The following is a 25,471-nucleotide window of genomic DNA, read 5'->3' as shown; positions in this document are numbered from 1 at the left end:
TTATTATATCAGATTTATTATATCAGAACAATTAATATATACAATATTAATCAAAATTTGACAAGTAATTATATATAAAGTGTTACGATATTGTATAGTTTTGACTATAATTGATTATTTTAAACCAATAGAGCTAAAGAATAACATGCGCTTTAGAAATATAGATAATATAACTTAATAAATTTCATACTATATAGGAATGTTCTAATATTTATATCTTCGTCATAAATATTATTATATATTTGTAAAGTTTGGAGGTAGCATTATGGATAATATTTCAACATATTCATCAGCAATAATAAAAATGCTTATGGATGTAAGGGAAATAAGCTATTTTGAATTAAAGAGGCACTTTGAAAAAAATAAAATATACCCAAATGCTAAGGAGATAAATAGTTTTGATTTTAATAGGGAATTAGATAAGCTTGAGGAAATGGGAATAATATCTCAGGATGAAGGATTGATAATATTTGAAGGAATTTAACTTAATAAGTAATTATCTTTGTAGGGTTATTTTTTATTTGTATAAAAATTAATATATATTTTTAGTCCTCTAGTAGGTGAAGAAAATTTTCTTTTACTAAGGGGATTTTTTTTGTAAGATGATATATTCTTAAGAAAATGATGTATATAATACATTTACTTTGACATTTCCACATGGAACTATATATAAACTTTGTTTTTGATAGTTGAATTGTAGTGTTGGTGTAGAAGATTGATTGAAAATAATATAAAATATGTTATACTTTTCCTGGATATAAGACTATCTAAGAAGTAACCTTATATTAAAATAAAAATAGAAATGGGGTATATAAATGATATTAATTAACTGTGCATTAAGGCAAGATGAAGTTATTAAAATGGTAGAAGATATGGAAATAGACGGACAAAAACATTTTAAATTTAAAAATAAGCAAGGGCTTAAATTACATTTTGATTCTACTTATGATGATGATAGTAAGGCTGCGAAGCTTATAAAATCTCATATTAAAAGCACACCATTAGGACAAGCATTGTTTTTTAGCGTAAATGCTGAATAGGAGTTAAATATTATTTAATTAGTTAATAAGTAATAATAGTATTATAATTTAATACTTTATGTATAAAATTAATGCAAGTTTTTAAATGAGAAAATTGCAAACATAGAATTAAAATTTATATTAATATAAGGCTTTGTAATAGATTGATTTTAAATAGATTATAAAATCAATCTATTATTTTTTTATTGAATATAGAAAAAGGTGAATAATAAATGAAAAAATAATTAAAATCTATATGATAGGAAAATATTTAACTTAAACAAGTATAAAATATATATAAAATAGTAAAAATGTGCTATAATTTAAATAATATTATTAAAAATATTTATAAAGGAGTAAATATGAAATTTTTTAAATAAAAAGCTTCATATTTGAAAAATAACAAAGGAGTTGTTTTAAATTGGGGAGAAAGTTTAAAAGAGTTTTAGTTGCAAACAGAGGTGAAATTGCAATAAGAATTTTTAGGGCATGTCATGAACTTGGCATACGAACAGTAGCTATATATACAGAAGAGGATAAATATTCTCTTTTCAGAACTAAAGCTCACGAATCTTATTTAATAGGAAGAAATAAAGGACCAGTTGAAGCCTATTTAAATATTGATGAAATTATTAACCTTGCAGTAAAGAAGCACGTTGATGCTATTCATCCAGGCTATGGATTTTTATCTGAAAATCCTGAATTCGCAAGAAGATGCGAAGAAGCAGGAATAGAATTCATAGGACCAAAGCCAGAAATGATGGAAAAGCTGGGAGATAAAATTCAATCTAAACTTGTTGCTGAAAGTGTAGGAGTACCCGTAATTCCAGGTTTAGAAAAGCCAGTTGAAACTGAAGAAGAAGCTTTAGAAGCTGCTAGGTACTGTGGATATCCAGTAATGGTTAAAGCTGCTGCTGGTGGTGGTGGTAGAGGTATGAGAATAGTTAGAAAAGAAGAAGAGCTTCTTGAAAACTATAGAAATGCTAAAAATGAAGCTAAAAAAGCTTTTGGTATAGATGATATTTATATTGAAAAATACATAGAAAGACCAAAGCATATAGAAGTACAAATACTTGGAGATAAGTATGGAAATATTGTACATCTATATGAAAGAGATTGTTCTATTCAAAGAAGACATCAGAAAGTTGTAGAATTTACTCCATCTCTTGTACTTACAGATGAGCAGAGAGAAAACATATGTAATGATGCTCTTAAGATTGCTAAATCAGTTAATTATAGAAGTGCAGGTACATTAGAGTTTTTACTTGATGCAAGTGGAAATCATTATTTTATAGAAATGAACCCAAGAATTCAAGTTGAACATACTGTAACTGAAATGATAACTGGAATTGATCTTGTTCAAAGTCAAATATTAGTTGCAGAAGGATATACATTAGATTCAAAAGAAATTGGGATTCCATCTCAAGATGCAATTAAACCTAGAGGATATGCAATTCAATGTAGAATAACTACAGAAGATCCTGCTAATAATTTTGCTCCAGACACAGGAAGAATTGATGTATATAGAAGTGGAGCTGGTTTTGGTATAAGACATGATGGTGGTAACGGATTTGCTGGAGCTATAATAAGTCCTTATTATGATAGTCTTCTTGTAAAGACTACTGCATATTCAAGGACATTTGAAGATGCTATAAGAAAATCTATACGTTCAATTAAGGAACTCACTATTTCAGGAGTTAAAACAAATGTAGATTTCCTTATTAATGTATTAAATAATGAACAATTTAGAAAGGGAACTTGTGATACAAACTTTATTGCAGATAATCCACAATTATTTGATATAAATCCAAGAACTGATGAAGAACACAGAGTTCTCAAATTTGTAGGAAATACAATAGTTAATGTGACTAAGGGAAATAAGAAGGAATTTGATGTACCAGTAATTCCTCATATAAGTGGAGATGTTGTAAAAGATTTAAGAGGTACAAAGCAGATTTTAGATGAACAAGGACCTCAAGGTGTAGTAGATTACATTAAGAGTCAGAAAAAATTACTTCTTACAGATACAACTATGAGAGATGCTCAGCAGTCACTTTTAGCTACAAGAGTTAGAAGCGTTGATATGAGTAAGATTGCCAAATCTACAGCATATTATGGCCAAGATTTATTCTCTTTAGAAATGTGGGGAGGAGCAACATTTGATACTGCATACAGATTCCTTAAAGAATCACCATGGCAGAGGCTTGAGTCTCTTAGAAAGAGAATTCCAAATGTAATGTTCCAAATGCTTTTAAGAGGAGCAAATGCAGTTGGGTATAAGAATTATCCTGATAATGTTATTAGAGAGTTTATAAAAGAAAGTGCAAAGAGTGGAATAGATATATTTAGAATATTTGATTCGCTTAACTGGTTAAAGGGAATTGAAGTGTCTCTTGATGAAGTTCTTAAGGCTGGAAAAGTCGCTGAAGTTGCACTTTGTTATACTGGAGATATTTTAGATGAAAGTAGAGATAAATATTCTCTTGATTATTATGTTAAGAAGGCTAAGGAAATTGAAAAGATGGGAGCTCATATTTTAGCAATAAAAGATATGTCTGCTTTACTTAAACCTTATGCGGCTAAGAAGCTTATTACTGCACTTAAGAATGAAGTTTCTATGCCAATACATCTTCATACTCATGACACAACAGGTAATGGGGTAGCTACTATACTTATGGCAGCAGATGCAGGAGTAGATATAGTTGATACTGCTTATAACAGTATGTCAGGACTTACAAGTCAGCCAGCATTAAACTCAGTTGTGGCAGCTCTTAAAAATACAGATAGAGATACAGGAATTGATTTAGGTGGAATACAAAAACTTTCTGAATACTGGGAAACAGTAAGACCTGTATACAGTGAATATGAATCAGATTTAAAATCAGGAAGTACAGAAATCTATAAATACGAAATTCCTGGTGGACAATATTCAAACTTAAAACCACAGGCTGAAAGCTTTGGGCTAGGTCATAGATTTGATGATATTAAGAAGATGTATAAAACTGTAAATGAAATGTTAGGAGATATAATCAAAGTTACTCCATCATCTAAAATGGTTGGAGATATGGCTATATTTATGGTTCAAAATGACCTGACTCCAGAAAATATATTTGAAAAAGGAAAGAATATGGCATTCCCAGATTCTGTGGTTTCATATTTTAAGGGAATGATGGGTCAACCAGAAGGTGGATTCCCTAAAGAACTTCAAAAACTAGTATTAAAGGGTGAAGAACCTATAACAGTAAGGCCAGGTGAATTATTACCTCCAGAAGATTTTGACAAAATTGCTAAATATTTAGAAGATAAATATAAATTTAAACCATCAAATCAAGACATATTAAGTTATGCTCTATATCCAGAAGTATTCGAAGATTTTATTAAGCATGTTATGGAATATGGTCAAGTAAGACTTATGGCAAGTGATGTATTTTTCCATGGGCTTTCAGAAGGTGAAACAAGCGAAATTGAAGTTAAAGAAGGTAAAATCCTGATTGTTCAATTAATTGAAATTGGAAAACTTGATAAGCAGGGATTTAGAACTTTAGATTTTGAAATAAACGGAAATAGAAGATCGATTAAGATTAAAGATAGAACTGAAAGAGCTGAAGCTAACTTAAGTGAGGATTCTACAATAATGGCTGATCCAGATGATAAGATGCAGATTGGAGCTAGTATACCTGGAAATGTAATCAAAGTTTTAGTTACAGAAGGTCAGCAAGTAAAAGAAGGTGAAAGTCTTGTTGTTGTAGAAGCGATGAAGATGGAAACAAATGTTGTAGCATCGACGGATGGAGTTGTTGAAAAGATATTTGCTAAAGAAGGTCAACAGGTTAAGACAGGAGAATTGTTAATTCAGTTAACAAGCAATAAGTAATATATTATGTGTTCTTTATAATAATTTTAAGTTATATAATAACTTGATTTATAGAATAAAAAGAGGTTTGTACTGTGTGCAACCTCTTTTTGTTATAATAGCATAAAAAGCAGTGATTTCTGTTTTAAATAAATATTGTTTTAGGGAGATAGTACTTATAATTATAAGAATATATTATTTCTAAATGAATTTTTTATTTTTATATGAAGTTTTTCACAGATTTAAAGAAAATAAATAATATAATATAGTGATAACTTTTATGGAGATGAAAAGAACATATGTATATATTAAAACCCCAAAAGGGATTTGTAATACCTGTTGAATATATGAGCAATGAAAAATTATATGATGGGAGTACTAATAATTTAAGGTATGAAACAGCAGAAAAAATAATTGATTTTGTTAATGATAATAGTAATGATATTTTTGCTGAAAGTCAAAAAATTGAAACAGATATAGAAGATGAAGTTATTCGTGATAGACTTTTTAATAGAGAAGATGAGAAATATAACAAAGAACATAATAACAATGTTATAACTGCTGTTTTAGATGAAAATGAAAAGATAACAGAAAATAGAAATGGAATTCTTATATTTGATGATGTATCAGATGATAACAATATTGAAATTGACAAAATTGATTCTATAAAATTAGATGCAGCTAGAGGAAATTTAAGAAAAGCAATAGAAGTTGAAATTGAAAAAGTAGGAAAACTTGTACTTGATGATAGTGAAATTAGTATAAATTCTAATCCATCAGTAAAAACAGTTGAAGCCGATATTCAGATAGATGATCGCAATAATGATGAATTAGAAGAAAACATAGTGGCTGATGATACAAGACAAGAAGGAGAAGACGAATTTATAGATGAAGTTACATTTAGTAATGATATAGAAAGTGAAGCAAATGAAGAATTATCAGAGAATGATAAATTAAGTTAAAGAAAGAATTTTAGAAAATCTATTTGGGAAAATTAAAATGCCTAAATAGATTTTTTGTGTATTTTATTTTTAATAGAGTACCGATATTTTCATTCTTATATAGATATATACAGTAAAGGTATATTAAAGAATAAAAGTCTTTCTATAACTTTATATAAATTAAATGGTGTAGTTAGATTATAATTTAGACTAAGGAGAGAATATAATGCTTAAAAGAAACAAATTCATAAGACTTATTGCATGTGCAGCAGTAACTACAAGTTTATTTACAGTATTACCAACAGGGGTAATAGCTGGAGAATATAGCTGTTTTGCTGATTACGGTGATATACAAGTACAGGGTGAAAGAACCCTTAAAAAAGGAATAGATTCCAATGGGATAGAGTGGGATTATTACTTAGGTGCAGATGGTACTGTATCTATTTGGGGAACATTTTATCCAAAAGAAAATATGATTATACCATCTGAGATAAATGGACATAAAGTAACTAAAATAGCAAATCTAGTTAAAGAAACAAGCCGTAGTGAGCCAGATTATGGAGTTAGGTCAGATACTCCTAAGAGTATTGAAATACCTGAAGGTGTTACTGAAATAGCAGCCTATTCATTAAATTATAAGAATCTTAATAATATAAAACTTCCATCAACGATAAAATCCATAGGTGCTCATGCATTTAATAAAGCATGGGATGATCAACATAAGAATTCAAATGGATATGTAGTGTATAATGGAATATTATTAAGTGCTGATAATGCACAAGGTGACATTATAATTCCTGAGAATATAAATTGTATAGGGGATAATGCATTTTTCTGTAATGATAATATAACAAGTGTGGCTATTCATTCAAAGGTTAGGAGAATAGGAAAATCTTCGTTTTTTAGATGTCAAAATTTAAAAAAGGTATCAATGGAAGAAGGAATAGAAGTAATAGGAGAACAAGCTTTTGCAGGATGTTATGAGTTAAAGAATGCAAAGATTCCAAGTACTGTAGATGAACTGGGAATACAAGCGTTTGAACCATCATCGGCTACACAAGATACAAATTCAGGTACATCTGAAGGACTGGTAATTTCAGATGGAGTATTATTAAGTGGTAAGGATGCAAAGGGAGATGTAGTTATACCTGATGGAGTTACAAAGATTGCTGAAAGAGCATTTTTTAATAATCAGAATATAACAAGTATTAAGATTCCTAAAACAGTTACAGAAATGGGATGGATTGCATTTGCAGGATCATCAATAAAGAGTATTAGGATTCCAGGAAGCATAAAAAATATAGCAGAGAATGCATTTGAACACTATATAAACCTTGAAGATGTACAAATAGATGAGGGTGTACAGACAATTAAAAGTACAGCATTTTCTCAATGTGGCAAGATAAAAGAAATTGATCTTCCATCAAGTGTAACAAAAATTGAGAGTGGAGCATTTAGGGGATGTAAAAGTCTTGAAATATTTAACTATGGTGAAAATATAGTGGTGGCAGATAGTGCTTTCTTAGGAACAAAATTTGATGGTGTTATAGTTTCTAGAGGTAATGTAAATGAAAGTACATCTACGGAATCACAAGATGGAGCAACCAATACAGAGGGATCAGATTAAGTAGAAGAGTCTGATAAAGTAATTTAATCAGGTTTTACAGTTGGATGGAGTAAAGGAAATGATGGAAAATGGTATTACTATGATGAGAAGGATGGCCATAAATGTACAGGTTGGAAATTTGATGAAAATTATAATTCATGGTTTTATCTAAATCCAGATGGATCTATGAGGATCGGATGGCTTTATGATTATAGTTATGGCAGTTGGTTCTATTTAAACGGAAATGGAACTATGAGAACAGGTTGGTTAAATGATAGAGGGACATGGTATTATTTAAATGGAAATGGGGCAATGAAAACAGGCTGGCTTAATGATAGAGGCACATGGTACTATTTATACAGTAATGGGGCTATGGCATTTAATACTGTGGTTGATGGATATGTTCTTAATCATAGTGGAAAATGGATTGCCTAAAATAATAAAATTAAAAATATAATAACAGGATAAAATATCATTAGGACTATATAATTAATTTTTATGTCAGTTGTAAAATATATTATAGATATGTTTTATAACTGACATTTTTATTGGAATATAAAAGAGTATAAGCCAATAATTATTTTTTGTTTATAATGCATGATATCCTGTATTATAGATATTTATTAATATTGCCTTCCACTTATATCATCAATAAAAACTTTGATATATGTGAATCCAGAGGTTTTTTTCTGGCATTCTTCAATGGAATATTTCTTTCTGAATTTGCTTAATATATTCTCTTTTTCACTAAAGTCAGTTACTAGGTGTACAGTTCCATGAGCTGTTACAGATTGGTATGCTCCCATATAAAAATCAAGAATATAGTTTTCAAAGGAAATACATACCTTGTCTGTTTCTTTTAAATTCTTTAAATTTGCTTCGTCATTCATATTTATAAAATAAAATGATAGATTATTATGGTCGTCAGATTCAAATATATACCACATTGGTGTAATATCTGTTACGCCAGAATTTATACTGCCTAGATTGCATATTTTTTTTGCATTTAGTATTGACATTATTTCATTTGTATAAAGCTTTCTGTATTTACAAATATCCATATATACTCACTCCCTACTTAAGTTTATGTATTGTACATAGATAAGCTTAATTTGTTTTTTTATTAATAATATGAATATTTTTAATAAAATATTATTTGTGTATAGAATTTAAATACATTTTAATTAATACTTTGGAGAATACTAATTTATATATGAATCAAAAATATGCTATTGACAAAAGTGGAATATTTAGTTAAGATTAAAAAAGAAATTATAAATGCAAATGATTTGCATGTGGAGGAAGAAGATGAAAAAGAAAATTATAGCTGGAATTACAGCATTAATGGTAGGAATAATGTTTACTGGATGTGGCATTGGAAATTCTAATAGTGATAGCCCGTCTGCTGGGAAAACTGAAGAGGGTAAATTAAAAGTAACAGTTTCCATGTATCCATTAAAGGAGTATACAGAAGCAATAGCAAAAGATAAAGTAGAAGTTACATGTATGGTTCCTGAGAATGTTGAGCCACATGATTATGATCCAAAATCAAAAGATCTTGTAGATCTTACAAAGAGTGATATATTCGTATATAACGGATTAGGAATGGAAACATGGCTTGATAAAGTAAACGAAATAACAAAAGATAGTAAAATGATAAAGGTGGATTCAAGTAACGGTGTAGAAGTTAGAAAACAAGATAATATTGTAGATCCACATATATGGTTAAGTCTGAAAAATGCAGAAATACAGTCAGAAAATATAAAAAATGCACTTGTTGAAGCAGATAGCGAAAACAAGGATTATTATGAAGAGAATTATGAAAAATTCAAAAATAAGTTAGAAGATCTATATAATGAATATAAACCTAAATTTGATGCTCTTCAACAAAAGAACTTTATAACTGGTCATGCAGCTTTTGGATATCTATGCAGAGACTTTGATCTTACACAGAGAAGCGTTGAAAATTTATTTGGTGAAGGAGAGCCAACACCGGGACAATTAAAAGAACTTGTGGACTTCTGTAAAGAAAATAATATAAAAACAATATTCTCAGAAGCATTGGCAAGTCCAAAGGTTTCAGAAACATTAGCAAACGAAGTAGGGGCAGAAGTTGTTCCAATATATACATTAGAATCTAAGGAAGATGACAGAGATTATATAGAAGCTATGAGATATGACTTAGATCAGATATACCAAGCTCTTCAAAAAGAACAAATATAGAAAATATTATTTAAAAAGATATAAATCATAGATGTTTATATGTTCATTGTATTAATGAATAAAAAATTCTAACATGCAGAAAATATTTATGTGATATTTTTAATAAATTTTGTGTGTCCAGGAGGAAATGTTTATGAGTGAAAAACATGACTGCTCATGCAGCTCACAGCAGGAAAAAGAAAAGAAGGCAAATAACTGCAGTAATAAGCATAGCAAAAAGACTTACAAGAAAGACTAAAAAATATCAATTTTTATTACATTAACTTTAAATTATAAAAATAGTGCACTTTAATTATGTAATATACTTGTAAAAATTAGAGATGATTTTCGTGAGATATCATAAGTATATTGTTAAATTTAAGTGCACTATTTGTTTGTAAAATTTTAGGGGAAAAATTCATATAATAAGTAATATAGAAAAGCTTAATCAGATTTTTAAAAATTTCAAAGTTCAAAGACTACAAAGTTTTGTTTTGTATATATGTTATAATATTTTTTAGGGGATAAATAATAGGATAAATTTATAGTTACATACTTTTTACAATAATATGAAAAGGGAGAGGAACAAAATAAGATGAGTTTAATTTTAAATTATTTAAGTAAATTTTTTCTTTATAGTGTGTTGATAAGTGCTGTTTCAGAAACAATTGCGGGACTTTTAATATCTACAAATGAGGCATTTTTTATAACACCTGAAGAAGAGGCTCTTATAAAAATACAAAAGGCTGTAATTGAAAAAGAGCTTAAAGAAGAATCGGAAGAAATGAGTAAAAGAATACCAGGATATAATAATATCATAGGTGTATATTACAAATGGGCAGAAGAAAATCAAGTTAAGAATATATTAGTGTTGTACATATTATGTTTTATTCCAATTGTAAATATATTAGTGATTTTTAATAATGTATATAAGGTTGTGATGTTATTTATATTAAAATTTAAAATTTTAATTAGTAGATTTAAGCATATGTAAAAGAAGAAGTTTAGAATAAATATAGAAAATATTCTGGATATAGGCATGTAAATTTATATGCAAATATAATTCATTAGTGATTTTTTATTAAGGTTATAATATAAAAACATATGCATCATATATTTTAATATAAGCAATTATATAAGGGTATGACAAATATGGATAATAAGTACATTGGTTTTCTTGAACTTGCTCAGAGTAGATATTCTGTAAGAGATTATCTAGATAAGAAAGTTGAAAAGGAAAAGTTGGATAAAATTCTTGAGGCAGGGAGAATAGCACCTACTGCATGTAATATGCAGCCACAAAAGATTATTGTAGTTCAAGGAGATGAGGGTCTTAGAAAAATAGGACTTGCAGCTAATATTTATGGTGCACCTTTGGCAATGATAATATGTAGTGATATTACAAAATCATGGACACGTTTTTTTGATAATAAACAGTATAATGATATAGATGCAAGCATAATTACTGACCATATGATGCTTGAATCAGTTGACCAGGGACTTGGTAGTGTTTGGATAGGTTATTTTGATCCAGATATAATAAAAAGAGAATTTAATCTTCCATCTAATATTGAACCTATTAATATTCTTGCTATTGGATATGCCAGTAAAAATACTGAAGCAGCCCATAATCATCTAAATAACCGTAAATGTATTGATGAAATAGTATGTTATGAATCATATAAATCTTGATAAATAATGTGAGGAACCATTTAGTATATGAAACTGTTACTAGATGGTTTTTATTATGTGAAAAAATTGTAAATATAAAAGACAAAAAATTTTTCATTATTATAATGTTTTTTTAAATAAAACTAGTAGAATTGATTATATAGGTATTATAAGCAAATTATTTTACTTGTATTAGATTAATATTGGTAAAAATATAATTAGTAAGAAGGGCATGAATCATGAAAAATGAAAATTATAAATCTACAATAATTAAAACAGAAACAGTAAAAAAACTTATAGAAAGAAAAATAACTATAACAACTATGGAAAGCTGTACAGGAGGAGCACTTATAAGTGCAATAACTGATGTGGAGGGAGCTTCACAAATAACCGAAGGAGGATTTGTTACATATTCCAATGAGCAGAAAATAAAAGTTGGTGTTTCAAAAGAAATTATAGATACTTATGGAGTGTATTCAAAGGAAACAGCAATAAACATGGCTGAAGTATGTAGGAATATAATGAAAGCACAAATTGGAATAGGTATAACTGGAACTTTGAGTAATATTGACCCTAATAACAGCGACAGTGTACAAGGGGAAGTTTATTATTGTATAGATTTTAATGGAAGATTTAAAGTGGTAAAAAAATTATATGTTCCAATAGAATCGAGACATAAACAAAAGAAAGTAATAATTAATGATGTATTTGATGAACTTAAAAATATATTAAAAAAATAAACAATTTAAAAAAATCCAAAAGATTTCTTTGGATGTGAAGTAAATATAATAAATGGAAAAATAATAGAATATTATTTTTATAAAGTGAAAAAGTGGCTTGAAATATGTTTCGATATATTTCGGGCTATTTTTTGCGATTCAAATAAAAGTCTTATAATTCGATAAAATACTAAGGTGTTTATAGAGGGAAGTTTTATTAAATAAAAACTATTAAAAAACTTAAGTTGATAAATGGATGTACGATAAAATATGGTTAATTATATTTAAAATATCATATTAGTATAATTTTATAAGATAGGTAGGGAAAATATGGGGGATAAGAAAGAGAAAATTAATGAGAAGATGAGTATTAAAACAAAGTTGTTGATAGTGTTTTTAAGTATAGGTATAGTTCCTATATTAATTTTTGCTATTATATCGGGTGTTATAATAAAATCTTCAGTGTACAAAAGAGAAGTAGCCTCACTAAAGCAGATATCAAGTATGGTAACTGAAAATATAGATAAATGGGGTGATGATAATATTATTTTAGCAGAGGATATAGCTTCTTCTCAAATAGTATTAAGTAATGATGTTGAAGGAATACAAAGGGAGCTTAGAAATAAGCAGGCACAAGATATAAGAATATTAAACATTATGTTGACCTTTTAGGAAATGTATTAGCTGATTCTATAACAGGGTACATTATAAATAAAGTGAAAATTAATAGTATTAGCGAATGCATAGGGAAGATTACATACTCAAAAGAAGGACAAGTATACACATTCAATAGTGATGGATATATTACTTATCATAATGATCCAGATAAAATAATGAATGAAAATATACTTGATAGTAAAGGTAATCTTAGTAGTGGTGTAAAAAAAGCTCTTGAGGGTAACTTTAATAGTATAAATTATTCTTATAATGGTGAAAAGGGAGTAGCAGTATATAACTTTATTCCTTCACTTAAATGGGGAATGATGACAACTATTACTAATTCAGATTTATATAAGGGAGTCAAAAGTATCTTTGTTACATTTATACCAGTTGTAATAATTATTGTTGCAATCATTATAGTTTTTGTTTTATATATTTCAAAAGTTTTTGGAAAAATAATTTCTGATATTGATTTATTTACCCAAGAAGTTGCATCAGGAAATCTTACTGTTAATTGTCAGTTGAGTGGAGCTAAGGAATTAATTAATATAGGAGATAATTTGAATGGTATGGCAAAAAGTTTAAAAAATCTTGTTATAAGTATTAATGATAAAAGTAATTTCTTAAAAGATGCATCAGAAAAGCTTAATGGGTTGTCAATTAGTGCAGAAGATAACAGTAGAGATATATCTAAAGCAATGGAAGAAATAGCAGAAGGTTCAGTTTCTCAAGCAGAAAAAACAGATGATGTATTAAATTATGTAAGAGAATTAGATGGAAGGATGAATCAGTTAACACAAAAAGTTGAGGAAACTAATGATGTAATAAAATTATCAGATATTGCTTTAGCAAAAGGAAATAATGGCACTATGGAACTAAAAAAATCCACAGAAGAGCAGTTCAGGCTTGTTGAACAAGCAGTTGAAGAAGTTAATAAATTAGGAGATTTCATAGGAAATATAGATAATATTATAGAAACAATACAAGATATTACAGAACAAACAAGTTTACTAGCCTTAAATGCCTCTATAGAAGCTGCTAGAGCTGGTGAAAGTGGAAAGGGATTTGCAGTTGTAGCAGAAGAAGTAACAGCGTCCTCAGAGGATCAATTTAATGTTGTTGGAAAAGTAAAAATGTCAGGTAATAATATCTTGCAGATAGTTAATGAACTTAAAGAAAATATAGATAAGTTTAAGACAGAAGAGGAGAAAATCAATGAAGAAAATATTTAGTCTAGTTATTATGGCGACGTTAACGTCATTCTCTATTATGGGATGCAAAAGTTCAGAAGATGGGAATGTTGTTAATATATCAATTTTAAATTCTAAACCAGAAATATCATTAACTATTGAAAGTTTTATAAAAGAATTTGAAGATAAAAATGAAGATATTAGAATAAAGACTATTAATATAATCAGGCTAATTCTTATAGAGATAAATTAAGTTCAATGGCTTCAGCTGATAATGCACCTACTTTAACACTTGTAGATGCAGCAGATATAGAATTGTTTGGTGAAATACCTCTGGATTTATCTTCTGAAAAATGGATAAATGATATATCAGGTCAAATATCTGATATTGCTAAAAATGATAAAGGGGAAGTCATAGCATTCCCTTTTTCAACAGAAGGTGCTGGTTTCATTTATAATAAAAAGATAATAGATGAAGCAGGAATTAATCCTGATAAAATAAGAACTATTTCTGATTTAGAAGAAGCATTTAAGAAAATTAATGCAATAGGAAAAGGTCCGCTTATAATAACTAATGAAGAATGGTCACTTGGAGATCATTTTCTTGCAATAAGTTATGGAGCTGATGTGAAGAAGAAAGGAACTGATAATAAATCTTATTTTGAAAATTTAAGAAGAAATACAGAAAGTATTAAAGATAATGAAATATTAAATGGACTTTTAGATACTTTCGATATTATGAAAAAATATAATATTTATTCAGATAATCCACTTGCACCTTCATATGATAAATGTGCAGAAATGTTAGGCAGTGGTGAAGTTGGATTTTGGTACATGGGGAATTGGGCATCACCCAATATAATTACGGCAGGAGAGGGAAATACTGATTTTGGATTTATACCAGTTCCAATTAGTAATAATTCTTCGGATAATGGAATTGCAGTTGGTATAACAAAGTATTTTATAGTTAATAAAAATTCATCAGATAAGCAGATAGAGGCAGCAAAGAGATTTTTAAATTATCTTGTTTATGATGAACATGGAAATAAATTCATTACAGAGGATTGTGGTATAATTCCGGAATTTAACAATATTCAAGTGCCAGAAAAGGACCCATTAGTTAAAGAAATAATAAAATATAGAGATAGTGGAAATACAATAGAACTTATGAATAGTTATCTGCCTCCAAATAATTCAGATATTTTAGGAAATGCTCTTAAAAAGTACTTAAATAATGAAATTACAAGAGAACAGTTAGTTGAGCAGATTGAGAATTTTTGGGTTAATTCATAAAGTATATGAAAATACGTTAGAATTTAGTATTCAACTAAATGATTAACGTATTTTTATTTATTATCATACAGATTCAGAATACGTCTAAATATAGTAATTATATTTTTCATGATTTATAAAGATTATATAAAATAATTCTCAGTATATTATGGATAAATTTAGAGATGAGCATATATTTTGCAATAGTAAAAAATAACAAATAAAACATTAAAAGGTTTAAATATTAAGATTTAAATTATTAAGTTTGTTTGATAAAGGACGATATTTTAATTATATGGATTAATTTTAATATATAAGGTGGAGATAGTATGAGACAAGAAAAATTAGAACAAATAATTGAAAGTATCAAAATTACAAATGGCCTAGTGACTAAAGAAATGGGAATGTCTGTATTTGACTTAGACGGAACAGTTATATATGTAAGTCAGCCAAGTTCTGTACCTGGTGATATTAAAGTTGGGTATAAACATGAAGATAAAAATAATGCTATTTTTAAAGTTATGGCTACTGGTAAACCTATGTATAGCGAAATACCAAAAGAATTATTTGGAATTGCTATGGAGGGGAATGTAGTTCCTGTATATGATGAAGGAAAAATTGTAGGTTGTATAGCAAGTGCAGTAGCTAAATCAGAAGAGGCTGAATTTAAAAAGAAGAATAAAGTTATAGAAGAAATACATCAATCTATAAATAAACTAGAAGATAGTGTAAGTGGAGTTTATGGAGTTGTTGAATCTATTAAGAAAAACACATCAAGTATAAAAATGCTTGCATTAAATGCTTCTATTGAAGCAGCAAGAGCTGGTGAATATGGAAGAGGATTTACTATAGTTGCTCATGAAATGGGAAAACTTTCTCAAATGAGTTCTGAATCTGTAGAAGGTATCAATGAAACACTAAATGATATTACAAAGTCAATTCGTGAAACTACAGAATTAATAAAGAAGATTTAATTAAGATATTGTAAGATAAGATTTTTTATAAAAATAATAAGCTGTTTATTTTGTAAGAATAATAAATTCCAAGTATGGTATACAGTTTCAATGATAAAACTATATACCACTTAGAATATATTATTATGTATTATACATTGACTATACTTAAATAGGATATGTTTCATAACTTACAAAATGGATAGCTTTTTAAATATATTATAAATTAAATTCTTATATATTTATGTTTTAGACTTTCTAAAAGCAAGAGGAGTTTTACCGTGTGCTTTTTTAAACATTTTTACAAAGTTTGAACTATGATTATATCCAACCATTTTTGCAATTTCATCAATGCTATATTCAGTTGTTGATAAAAGATTTTCAGCCATAGCCATTCTAAGATATGTAGTATATTCATTTATAGTCATATTATATCTTTTTTTAAATCCAGCCTTTAGCTTTTGCTCATTTAAAAAAACCATTTTACTTAAGCTTTTTATAGTGGGAGGATTTAATATATTTTCTGTCAATATATCATTAGCTTTTTGAAGAGCCTGAGCATCTGAAAATGATAAAGTGATTTGTCTGTCTTTTCCTATTTTTATTTGACCATAGTTTATTTGAGTAGTAAAAGCATTCTGCTTTGATGAAGATATCTCATTATATAGTAATGCTATGGATTCTAGAATTTTACTTTCTAAATAAATAGGAGTAAGAGTATGTGTTTCTGCCATATTTTTTAGTTTTTGAATAATTGCAATTATTTCAATAGGAAGATAGTGATAAGTATAGTTTTCTATAAAACTATCAAAATCTAATATATTTTGAAATGATGGTTTTATAACTTCGTCAAAATAACATTTACTGATGATAATTTCAGCACCTTGATAATTTTGTCCCTTTTTCCAATACTGTTTTCCCTTAATATCTTTTTCAATCACGAAAAAAGAAGAAGGAGTAGACGAGAAAGTAGGGTTATTTTCAATTTCAAAGGATGTATTACCTACATACATTGTACCAAACCTAATAATTTCTTGTGAATGATGAAAAGAAAAAGAAAAGTTAGATGGTATAGTATAGTTGCCAATTATAAAATCATAATATCTAGGTCTTGAATACTTGATAAGGTATCCGAGCTCTGGCTTTTCAATATTTTTATATATAATATTGTTTTCATTGCTATGGGGCAAAAAGGTTAATTTATCTAATATTTTTTTTTTGTAAATCTTCTGGTGATTTTGAAATCATATTTGTCCTCCGTACGTAAATTATAAGAATTTTTTATTATCTTAGGTAAAAATATAAGTGAATATATTATATCAAAAATTATTGTATTAGATGATAAAATTATTAAATTAGATGTTGATATTGAAATGATAATCAGTATCATTTACAATTTTAAGTGGATACTAAATCAGATTAAAATTATAAACAATGTAATATATAAGTTCTTATAATATTTTTTAGTTTAGTGGAGAAAAATAAAATATATATTAAAATTTACGGAGGTAAGCAAATGAAGAAGAAATTTTTAAGAATAATAGCAGTTTCTTGTATGGCAGTATTGATATTTGCTGGATGTGGAACACAAAAGAATGCAGACAGCGCTAATTCATCAACTGAAACAGTTACTGTTAAAGATGTAAGAGGGGATGTTGAAATACCAGCTAATCCTCAAAGAATAGTAGACTTAAGTGGTAATAGTGATATTTTATCAATACTTGGATATAAGGTTGTAGGAACAGCAAATAGTGATGCTTATGACTACACTAAATTCCCTTCATATTTAGAAGATACACTTAGTGGTGCAGAAATATTAGGATACAGCATGCAGGATACAATGGATGTTGAAAAGATTATGAACTTACATCCAGATCTTATTATTATTTCAACAGTTCAAGAAAAGATGTATGATTCATTAAGCCAAATTGCTCCAACAGTTATGATTAAGTTAAATGCTTTAAATTGGAAGGAAGATATTAAAGAATTTGCAAAAGTATTTCATAAAGAAGATGTAGCTAATGAATGGATTAAGAATTATGAAGAAAGTGCTAAGGCTGCTGGCGATAAAATAAAATCAGAATATGGTAATGATACAACATATCTTTCATTCTTAGCAAGTGGTGGACAGTTCTTTGTATTTGATAATGCAGGATTTGGAAGTATATTGTATGAAGATATGAAACTTGCAAAACCAGAAGGAATGCCAGAGCAATCTGATATAAGTCTTCCAGTAGTAACTTATGAAGGTCTTGCGGCAATAAAGAGTAACTACATATTTGCAATTACAACAGATGAAGATTTAGCACAATTACAATCAAATAGTATATGGAATAGCCTTCCAGCAGTTCAAGCAGGTCATGTGGTTACTTTACCAGCATCACCATACTTTAACCAAGGATATAGCCCAATTGGAAGACAATTATTAGTAAATGAGATAGGTGATATGTTAAATGGAGCAAAGTAAGAAACATGTAGGCATATTTGTAATCTGCAGTTTATTGCTTTTAGTAATAGGAATGGTTCTAGCTATACGCTTAGGATCCGTTCCTATTAGCTTTTCTGATATTTTAAACAGTATTTTTAATTTTGACGGCAGTTTAGAAAATATGCTTGTAAGAGATGTACGTATACCAAGAGTTATTGCTGTATTATTTACAGGAGGATTACTTGGATTAACAGGTGCAATGATTCAAGGGGTAACAAGAAATCCAATAGCTGAACCTTCAATACTTGGAGTGAGCCAGGGAGCTACCTTAGTCATAGCAATATTTTATGCTGCAGGAATTGCAGTAACAACACGAAATGTAATGATAGCTTCTTTTATAGGAGCACTTGCAACTGGAATTATAGTATTAATGTTTATTTCTAACAAAGCAAATAATAATTCTATTACAAAGATACTCTTAGGTGGTACAGCTATGAGTACATTTTTTATCTCAATTACAACAATAATTGGATTATTATCAAACCAATCTCAGATGATAGGATTCTGGGTATCTGGAGGATTTAGAAATGCAGGATGGTCAGATGTTTATCTTGTATTATTTGTAGGAATAATAGGACTTGTTGTAGGGATATTATTATCACCAAAGATAAATATATTAAATCTTGGAGATGATGTGGCTATAGGACTTGGACAAAATCCACAAAAAATAAGATTTATTACTCTTATAGCTATTATACCAATGTGTGCAGCAGCAGTAGCTGTTGGTAAAAATATAGCATTTGTAGGACTTATAGTACCACAGGTTGTTAGAAAAATTTTAGGTGAAGATTACAGAAGAAATATACCTTGTTCATTTCTACTTGGAGCAGTTCTGCTAACTTATGCAGATATTGCAGCAAGAATGATTTTTGATCCATATGAAACTCCAATAGGAGTATTCACAGTGCTTATAGGTATACCATTCTTCATTGCAGCAGCTAGAAAGGAGAGAGGATAATGAAGAAAGATAGATTTGGTATAACACTTATAATTTTATCAATTTTACTTATTATCTCCTTTGGAGTTACACTTTGCTGGGGAACCTATGAAATTTCACCATTAGATGTAGTAAAAACACTTTTGGGTAATGGAACAAGACTTCAAAATACTGCAATCTTTACTATAAGATTACCAAGATTATTAGTAGGAGCATTTGTAGGAATTGCCTTATCTACAGCAGGAGCAATATTGCAGACAATAACTAAAAATGATCTTGCAGATACAGGAATAATAGGTATTAATGCAGGGGCAGCAGTTGCAGCTGTATTATTTATAACGTATTCTACAGGAGCATATTATAGTCAATTAGGACAGTTATCTATATTTGTGTTGCCGTTTATGGCAATAGTGGGAGCAGGTATAACATCATTTATAATATATATGATGTCAAGCAGAGGACAAATAAGACCTAATAGACTGCTTCTTATAGGAATTGGGCTTAATGCAGGACTTAATGCTTTCATTACATTCTTTACTTTTAGAGGTGGAGTAGGAGATTATAATAGAGTACTTGTATGGACATCAGGAAGCCTTTGGGGAGCAGGAATGAGTTATGCTAAAGTTATAATCCCAATAGTATTATTATTTTTTATACTAGTACTTATTAATCATAAAAAACTTGATGTGTTAAATCTTTCGGATGAACTCGCAATATCATTAGGTTTAAATATAGAAAAAGAAAGAAAGAAGTTATTAAGTTTTGCAGTTATTTTAGCAGGAACTGCAACAGCATTTGCAGGAAATATAGGATTTTTAGGACTTATATCTCCTCATATTGCTAGAAGGATGGTAGGCCCTTATCATAAGAAATTTATAACTATATCTGCTATGATAAGTGTCATAATAATTTTAATTGCAGATGCAGTTTCAAGAAATTTATTTTCTCCAATCGAAATTCCAGTGGGAATAACAGTATCAATATTTGGAGTACCATATTTTATTTATTTAATGATGAAGGAGAAATAACTATGGAAGCTATAAGTGTAAAAAACTTAAAAGTAGCATATGAAGATAATATAATAATTGAAAATATGAATTTACATATTCCAAAGGGAAAGATAACTATAATAATAGGAGCAAATGGATGCGGAAAGTCAACACTCCTAAAGACAATTTCAAGAATAAATAAACCTTCAGCAGGTGATATTTTTATAAATAATAAGAATATTAAGAGTGTGAAAGAAAAGGATATAGCTAAAGAGGCTGCCTTTCTTCCACAAGGGCCAGTAGCACCAGCAGGTCTTACAGTAAGACAGCTTGTAGCTTATGGAAGATTTCCACATCAGAAGATGATAGGAGGTCTTACAAGTCACGATAAAGAAGTTATTGAATGGGCAATAAAAGAAACAGGTCTTAGTGAATTTAGCGACAGACAGATAGAAAATTTGTCTGGAGGTCAAAGACAAAGAGCATGGATTGCAATGACTCTTGCACAGGAAACTGAAATAATTATGCTTGATGAACCTACTACATACTTGGATATGTCATATCAGCTTGAAGTACTTGAAATTCTTCAAAAACTAAATAGAGAAAAGAATATAACAGTAGTTATAGTTCTACACGAACTTAATAATGCATGCAGATTTGCAGATAATATAGTAGGACTTAAAAAAGGAAAGCTTATATGTCAAGGAAGACCTGTAGATGTTATAAATAAGGAAAACTTAAAAGAGATATATGGAATAGACGCTAAGCTTGTAACTAGCGAAGATGGAACTTATCCAATATGTATGGAATATGACCTTGTTAAGTAAAGTTCCAAAGTGATACTCCAAATTTTATATTTGGATAGTAGAACTTTCTCATTGAGAAACTTGCTTTGGGGTAGTAGAACTTACTCTGTGAGTACTCAGCGAACGAATGTGAGTCGAGTTTTAAGTAGGGAACCCAAATTTTACATTTGGTGTGAGTCACTTACTCAGCAAACGAATGTGAGTCGAGTTTCCTTTATAAACTGTCAATTAAGGAGGCTATATGAGGAATAAGAATTTTATAATAATTGCTCTAGGGCAGATTATTTCTCTTTTTGGAAATGCTATTCAGAGATTTAGTATGTCTTTGTATGTTCTTGCCTTTACAGGAAGCACATCAGCTTTTGCTAATATTCTTGCAATATCAACAATTCCATATGTAATATTTGCACCAATAGCGGGTCGTCTTTCTGATAGAATAAATAGAAAAAAGATAATGGTTTATCTTGATTTATTTTGTTCTATACTTATTGGAGCATATGCATTAATTTTGGTAAATGGATGTGATAGTGAATTAATAGTAGGAGCAGTCATGTTTATATTATCAATATGCTATACTTTGTACGGACCAGCAGTAACTGCATCAATCCCGCAGATAGTTGATGAAGAGAATCTTACATCAGCTAATGGAATAATTAATCAGGTAGGTTCTATAGTAAATTTTGCAGGACCAATAATTGCAGGAATACTATATGGATTATTAGGAATAAAGATTATTGTAATAATAAATGCAGTAAGTTTCTTTGTTGCAGCAATAATGGAAATGTTCTTAGATATACCAGATATAGTATGTAATGATAAAGAATATGAAACTAAGAGTAAGCTAGAGCTTGTAAGTTTTATTAAAAATTCATTTAAAGATATGAAGAATACACTAGTGTATTTAAAGAAAGAGAATAGAGTAATTTTAGGAATAATAATTTCATATGCATTATGCAATATATTTTTAGTACCAATACTATCAATAATTGCTCCATATTTCATTAATATATTCCTTGGATTGCCATCTCATGTTTATGGATTAGTAGAAGGTATATCTGTTCTTGGTATGATACTTGGAGGTTTCTGGATAAGCGTAAAGCCAAAGATGTTCTCTATAAGAAAAGTACATTATACATACATTCCAATGATATTTGGAGTTATATTTATGTCCGTACTTGGATTTGTTAAAATAGGGAATTATACTTCAGCAGGAATTTTTGCGTTTTGTGGAATGCTTATTATGCTTTCCTTATCATTATCCAATGTACTTACTTTAACATTTATTCAAAAACAGATTCCTGAAAACATGCTTGGAAGTGTATCAGCATTTTCAACAGCAGTAGCTACTATAAGTGTTGCACCAGGACAAATTCTTTTTGGTGGATTAATAGAATTTGGAATTCCTGTTGGAATATTATTAGGTGTGATTGCATTAATTAATTTGATTCTTGTAATGTTTGTTAGATGGAATATTAAAGGAATTAAGAGTAAATAATTAAAAGACAGCAGTTTTGAGCAAACTATGCTTGAAGCTGCTGTCTTTATAATATAAAAGAGATTAGAGGAGTTAAAAAACTAAATTGAATATAAAAGTTTAGCTTTTTGTAGTAATGAAGAGTATTAATAAATTAAAGAAAAAAATGAATTATGCAAATAAAATAGGAGTGCAAAACGTAATTATAATTGGTGAGGATGAAGTAAAGAATAATATAATTTCTGTTAAAAATATGGAAACAGGAGAAAATAAAAGTATTAATTATAATATGATTTAGATATATAAGAACAAATTAAAAATATATTGTGAATTGACTTGAGTTAGTTAGTGAAAAATAACCTTATACCTTAAATAAAGTATGAGGTTATTTTTGGTTTTAAAGGTAAAAATGGTAATGGATTTGTAAATATATTTGGTAATAAAGTTCGTATTAAGAATTTTCCGTGGTTTTATGTTTATATTGTTAATAATAAATTTTTTACCTAATAATTTAGACTTTATTAACATAAGATATTGAATTAAATTTAAATGAAAAAAAAAAGAATTATTAATTTAAAATATAAAATTTTAACAATTTTTATGAAATTGACAAAGGGGATAATTTAGAACAGAATGTATTCGGACTCTTTTTTGAACAAAGATAAATATATAATATATTTATCTTTAAAATTAATGAGTAAATAGTATTATTTATGACTTTTAAGGATGTGACTAAATGAAACAAAAAATAATAGGGAATGCACTAATATTTATATTTATGCTATGTTTTATAGTAGGCTTTAGTGCTATATTTGGCTCTGATAATTTATTGGTTGGAGTATCAACAATAACAGCAGTGTTAATGTTTTTACAAAAGGATTTTTCCCTAAATCCATTTAAAACAGCAATAAAGTTGATTTGTTTTAACATAGCAATGGGACTTGTTACATTTGTAGCTGGCCAAAATGCAATAATTGGAGTGCCACTTAATTTTATATTTGTATTTTTTATGGGATATACACTATCTTATAATTTAAGCACACCAAGTTTTGTACCATTTAATCTTCAGTATGTATTTATGCTAGGTGCCCCTGTGACTATAGATAAATTGCCAATGAGATTATTAGCGTTAACTGTAGGTGCAATTATGATTGTGCTAAGTCAAGTATTATTTAATAAAAATAAGATATATAAACAAGGAAATTCGGTATTATCAAATATTTGTTTAGATATAATTAAGAAGTTAGACGCTATTGAAAAAAATCAATCTATAGAAGAATTGGAAAAGCAGATTAAAGCGGGAATGCAAAATTTCAGAAGGATGGTATATAATAGACGTGAACAAGGATTTTATCTTACAGATGAAAGTAGAATTAAGCTTAATATATCATTTGAGTTAGAAAAAATAAATAATGTAATAAATGAATTAGTTAAGGAAAAAGATTCATTACTTATATTACAAGATGATGATTTTAAAAAAGATTTTGAATCAGCAATAAATACAATTAAAATGTGTCTTGATAAAGATGAAAATCTAACTAAGATTGATGAATTGTTTAATGGGATTTTCCATAAATATAATGAAAATAAAAAAATTGACGTATTCAAATTAAGGATTTTAAATTCATTATTAACTATAAAGAAATCACTAGATGAATTAAAGAATCTAGATAAGAAGAAGTATAATTTAATAAGTAAATTAGAAGAAATTCCTTCTAATTTTAAATTAAAGACCATATATAAGGAAAATTTTAATTCTAATTCTTTAAAATTTTCATATGCTATTAAGTTAGCACTTGGAATTACTATTAGTGGTTTTATAGCTACTTATTTTAATCTTGAACAAGGAAGATGGATTGTATATACAGTAAATTCATTAATTCAACCTTTCTATGAAAAGTCTCAATCAAAAACTAGAGATAGATTAATGGCAACTCTTGTAGGTGTTATAATAGTATCTATTGGATTCTACTTTATAAAAAATTCTACAGATAGAACTTTATTCATGTTAGGAATGGGTTATATTTTTAGTTTCTTCCCAGAATACAAGTATAGAACAATTAACACTACAATATCAGCTGTCGGTGGTGCAGCATTAAATGGAGGGGCTGTTGTTATTACTACTGATAGAATTACATTTGTAGTATTAGGTACTATAATTGCTCTTTTAATTACTAGATTTGTATTTCCATATAGAGCTGAAAATGCAAAGAAATACCTTATTAAGTTATACAATGATACAATCGTTAGCCAGATTAACATTATTAAAAATTTAATAGATAAAAATAAAATTGCTGATGAGGCCATGAGAAATGAAGTACTTAGAGCTAATATGATTGAAGAGAGATTGTTATCTAACCAAAGTATTGAAGATAAAAAACTTAATAAGTATCTTAATGAACAACGTGTAATCTCAAATGATATATCTGATTTATATAATTTAATAAAAGAAGATAATATAAATATAAAACTTGATGATCATGAAAAAGCTAAGATAGATAGATTAGTTCATGATAAAAATAATATAGAATATGATAAGATTGGAGAATTTATCAACAATCCTAAATCTAATTATTCATTAAGTAGTAAGATTGCAATTATTGATTATATGCAAATATTAATAAATGTTAATAAAGTTAAAAAAATAAAAGGATTAGTGTAATTATTAAAACTGAAATGTAATAAGTTTAT

At 28.2% G+C, this 25,471-nt stretch carries 24 protein-coding genes; 22 read left to right on the top strand and 2 right to left on the bottom strand.

Annotation, left to right across the window (positions count from 1 at the left end):
* The first annotated feature begins 265 nt into the window (after positions 1-265).
* The 6 genes from HF850_RS06300 (at position 266) to HF850_RS06275 (ending at position 7,854) form a co-directional block, all read left to right on the top strand.
* Positions 266-484 carry a DEAD/DEAH box helicase gene (locus HF850_RS06300; protein WP_169104614.1) on the top strand — a complete coding sequence of 73 codons (219 nt, stop codon included), beginning with the start codon at positions 266-268 and terminating at the stop codon, positions 482-484.
* A gap of 331 nt (positions 485-815) precedes the next feature.
* Entirely contained in the window at positions 816-1,040 is a 225-nt protein-coding gene (locus tag HF850_RS06295; RefSeq protein ID WP_169104613.1) for a hypothetical protein, read from the top strand.
* Between the two features lie 400 nt (positions 1,041-1,440).
* Positions 1,441-4,893 carry a pyruvate carboxylase gene (locus HF850_RS06290; RefSeq protein ID WP_169104612.1) on the top strand — a complete coding sequence of 1,151 codons (3,453 nt, stop codon included), beginning with the start codon at positions 1,441-1,443 and terminating at the stop codon, positions 4,891-4,893.
* Positions 4,894-5,171: 278 nt separating this feature from the next.
* Positions 5,172-5,834: a hypothetical protein gene (locus HF850_RS06285; protein ID WP_169104611.1), complete on the top strand. Its 663-nt coding sequence runs from the start codon at positions 5,172-5,174 to the stop codon at positions 5,832-5,834.
* Between the two features lie 205 nt (positions 5,835-6,039).
* Entirely contained in the window at positions 6,040-7,440 is a 1,401-nt protein-coding gene (locus HF850_RS06280; RefSeq protein ID WP_169104610.1) for a leucine-rich repeat domain-containing protein, read from the top strand.
* 165 nt (positions 7,441-7,605) lie between these two features.
* The gene (locus HF850_RS06275; protein WP_243159421.1) at positions 7,606-7,854 is read left to right on the top strand and encodes a hypothetical protein; all 249 of its coding nucleotides are present in this window, start codon (positions 7,606-7,608) and stop codon (positions 7,852-7,854) included.
* A 188-nt stretch (positions 7,855-8,042) separates the two neighbouring features.
* Here the strand turns inward: HF850_RS06275 and HF850_RS06270 are convergent, their stop codons facing one another.
* Positions 8,043-8,480, bottom strand: a complete 438-nt coding sequence (locus tag HF850_RS06270; RefSeq protein ID WP_169104609.1) for a pyridoxamine 5'-phosphate oxidase family protein — start codon at positions 8,478-8,480, stop codon at positions 8,043-8,045.
* A 247-nt stretch (positions 8,481-8,727) separates the two neighbouring features.
* Between HF850_RS06270 and HF850_RS06265 the strand changes: the two genes are divergently transcribed.
* The 9 genes from HF850_RS06265 to HF850_RS16025 all read left to right on the top strand — a co-directional run bounded on the left by HF850_RS06265 (position 8,728) and on the right by HF850_RS16025 (position 16,107).
* Complete coding sequence (locus HF850_RS06265; RefSeq protein ID WP_169104608.1) at positions 8,728-9,642, top strand: zinc ABC transporter substrate-binding protein; 915 nt, start codon at positions 8,728-8,730, stop codon at positions 9,640-9,642.
* A gap of 574 nt (positions 9,643-10,216) precedes the next feature.
* Positions 10,217-10,615 carry a hypothetical protein gene (locus tag HF850_RS06260; protein ID WP_169104607.1) on the top strand — a complete coding sequence of 133 codons (399 nt, stop codon included), beginning with the start codon at positions 10,217-10,219 and terminating at the stop codon, positions 10,613-10,615.
* 173 nt (positions 10,616-10,788) lie between these two features.
* Positions 10,789-11,313 carry a nitroreductase family protein gene (locus HF850_RS06255; protein WP_169104648.1) on the top strand — a complete coding sequence of 175 codons (525 nt, stop codon included), beginning with the start codon at positions 10,789-10,791 and terminating at the stop codon, positions 11,311-11,313.
* A 218-nt stretch (positions 11,314-11,531) separates the two neighbouring features.
* Positions 11,532-12,032, top strand: a complete 501-nt coding sequence (locus tag HF850_RS06250) for a CinA family protein (RefSeq protein ID WP_206151608.1) — start codon at positions 11,532-11,534, stop codon at positions 12,030-12,032.
* A 309-nt stretch (positions 12,033-12,341) separates the two neighbouring features.
* Positions 12,342-12,683: a hypothetical protein gene (locus HF850_RS15715; RefSeq protein WP_243159420.1), complete on the top strand. Its 342-nt coding sequence runs from the start codon at positions 12,342-12,344 to the stop codon at positions 12,681-12,683.
* Positions 12,684-12,727: 44 nt separating this feature from the next.
* A complete protein-coding gene (locus HF850_RS16125) occupies positions 12,728-13,903 on the top strand; it encodes a methyl-accepting chemotaxis protein (protein ID WP_347564413.1) in 1,176 nt (391 codons plus the stop codon).
* Entirely contained in the window at positions 13,887-14,114 is a 228-nt protein-coding gene (locus HF850_RS15705) for a hypothetical protein (RefSeq protein ID WP_243159419.1), read from the top strand. The genes HF850_RS16125 and HF850_RS15705 overlap by 17 nt, the downstream gene beginning before the upstream one ends.
* A gap of 5 nt (positions 14,115-14,119) precedes the next feature.
* Positions 14,120-15,154: an ABC transporter substrate-binding protein gene (locus HF850_RS06240; RefSeq protein ID WP_243159418.1), complete on the top strand. Its 1,035-nt coding sequence runs from the start codon at positions 14,120-14,122 to the stop codon at positions 15,152-15,154.
* A 308-nt stretch (positions 15,155-15,462) separates the two neighbouring features.
* Positions 15,463-16,107, top strand: coding sequence for a methyl-accepting chemotaxis protein (locus tag HF850_RS16025; protein ID WP_169104606.1), 645 nt, complete (start codon positions 15,463-15,465; stop codon positions 16,105-16,107).
* Between the two features lie 221 nt (positions 16,108-16,328).
* On the opposite strand, the gene HF850_RS06230 is transcribed toward HF850_RS16025, so the two are convergent.
* Positions 16,329-17,276, bottom strand: a complete 948-nt coding sequence (locus HF850_RS06230; protein ID WP_206151607.1) for an AraC family transcriptional regulator — start codon at positions 17,274-17,276, stop codon at positions 16,329-16,331.
* Between the two features lie 326 nt (positions 17,277-17,602).
* Between HF850_RS06230 and HF850_RS06225 the strand changes: the two genes are divergently transcribed.
* From HF850_RS06225 to HF850_RS06195, 7 genes are all read left to right on the top strand, one after another.
* The gene (locus tag HF850_RS06225; protein ID WP_169104605.1) at positions 17,603-18,553 is read left to right on the top strand and encodes an ABC transporter substrate-binding protein; all 951 of its coding nucleotides are present in this window, start codon (positions 17,603-17,605) and stop codon (positions 18,551-18,553) included.
* Complete coding sequence (locus tag HF850_RS06220; RefSeq protein WP_169104604.1) at positions 18,540-19,532, top strand: iron ABC transporter permease; 993 nt, start codon at positions 18,540-18,542, stop codon at positions 19,530-19,532. Before HF850_RS06225 ends, HF850_RS06220 begins: the two co-directional genes overlap by 14 nt.
* The gene (locus HF850_RS06215; protein WP_169104603.1) at positions 19,532-20,539 is read left to right on the top strand and encodes an iron ABC transporter permease; all 1,008 of its coding nucleotides are present in this window, start codon (positions 19,532-19,534) and stop codon (positions 20,537-20,539) included. The genes HF850_RS06220 and HF850_RS06215 overlap by 1 nt, the downstream gene beginning before the upstream one ends.
* A 2-nt stretch (positions 20,540-20,541) precedes the next feature.
* Positions 20,542-21,327, top strand: coding sequence for an ABC transporter ATP-binding protein (locus HF850_RS06210; RefSeq protein WP_169104602.1), 786 nt, complete (start codon positions 20,542-20,544; stop codon positions 21,325-21,327).
* 220 nt (positions 21,328-21,547) lie between these two features.
* Positions 21,548-22,801 carry an MFS transporter gene (locus HF850_RS06205; protein WP_169104601.1) on the top strand — a complete coding sequence of 418 codons (1,254 nt, stop codon included), beginning with the start codon at positions 21,548-21,550 and terminating at the stop codon, positions 22,799-22,801.
* Between the two features lie 115 nt (positions 22,802-22,916).
* Positions 22,917-23,078, top strand: coding sequence for a His/Gly/Thr/Pro-type tRNA ligase C-terminal domain-containing protein (locus HF850_RS06200; protein ID WP_169104600.1), 162 nt, complete (start codon positions 22,917-22,919; stop codon positions 23,076-23,078).
* Positions 23,079-23,516: 438 nt separating this feature from the next.
* On the top strand, positions 23,517-25,442 hold the full coding sequence (locus tag HF850_RS06195; RefSeq protein WP_169104599.1) for an FUSC family protein: 1,926 nt from the start codon (positions 23,517-23,519) through the stop codon (positions 25,440-25,442).
* The last annotated feature ends 29 nt before the right edge of the window (positions 25,443-25,471 follow it).

This window comes from Clostridium sp. SM-530-WT-3G (assembly GCF_012843905.1).
Lineage (GTDB): Bacteria > Bacillota > Clostridia > Clostridiales > Clostridiaceae > Clostridium.
Note: the sequence above shows the minus strand (reverse complement) of the source record. Positions and strands in the feature narration are given on the sequence as shown.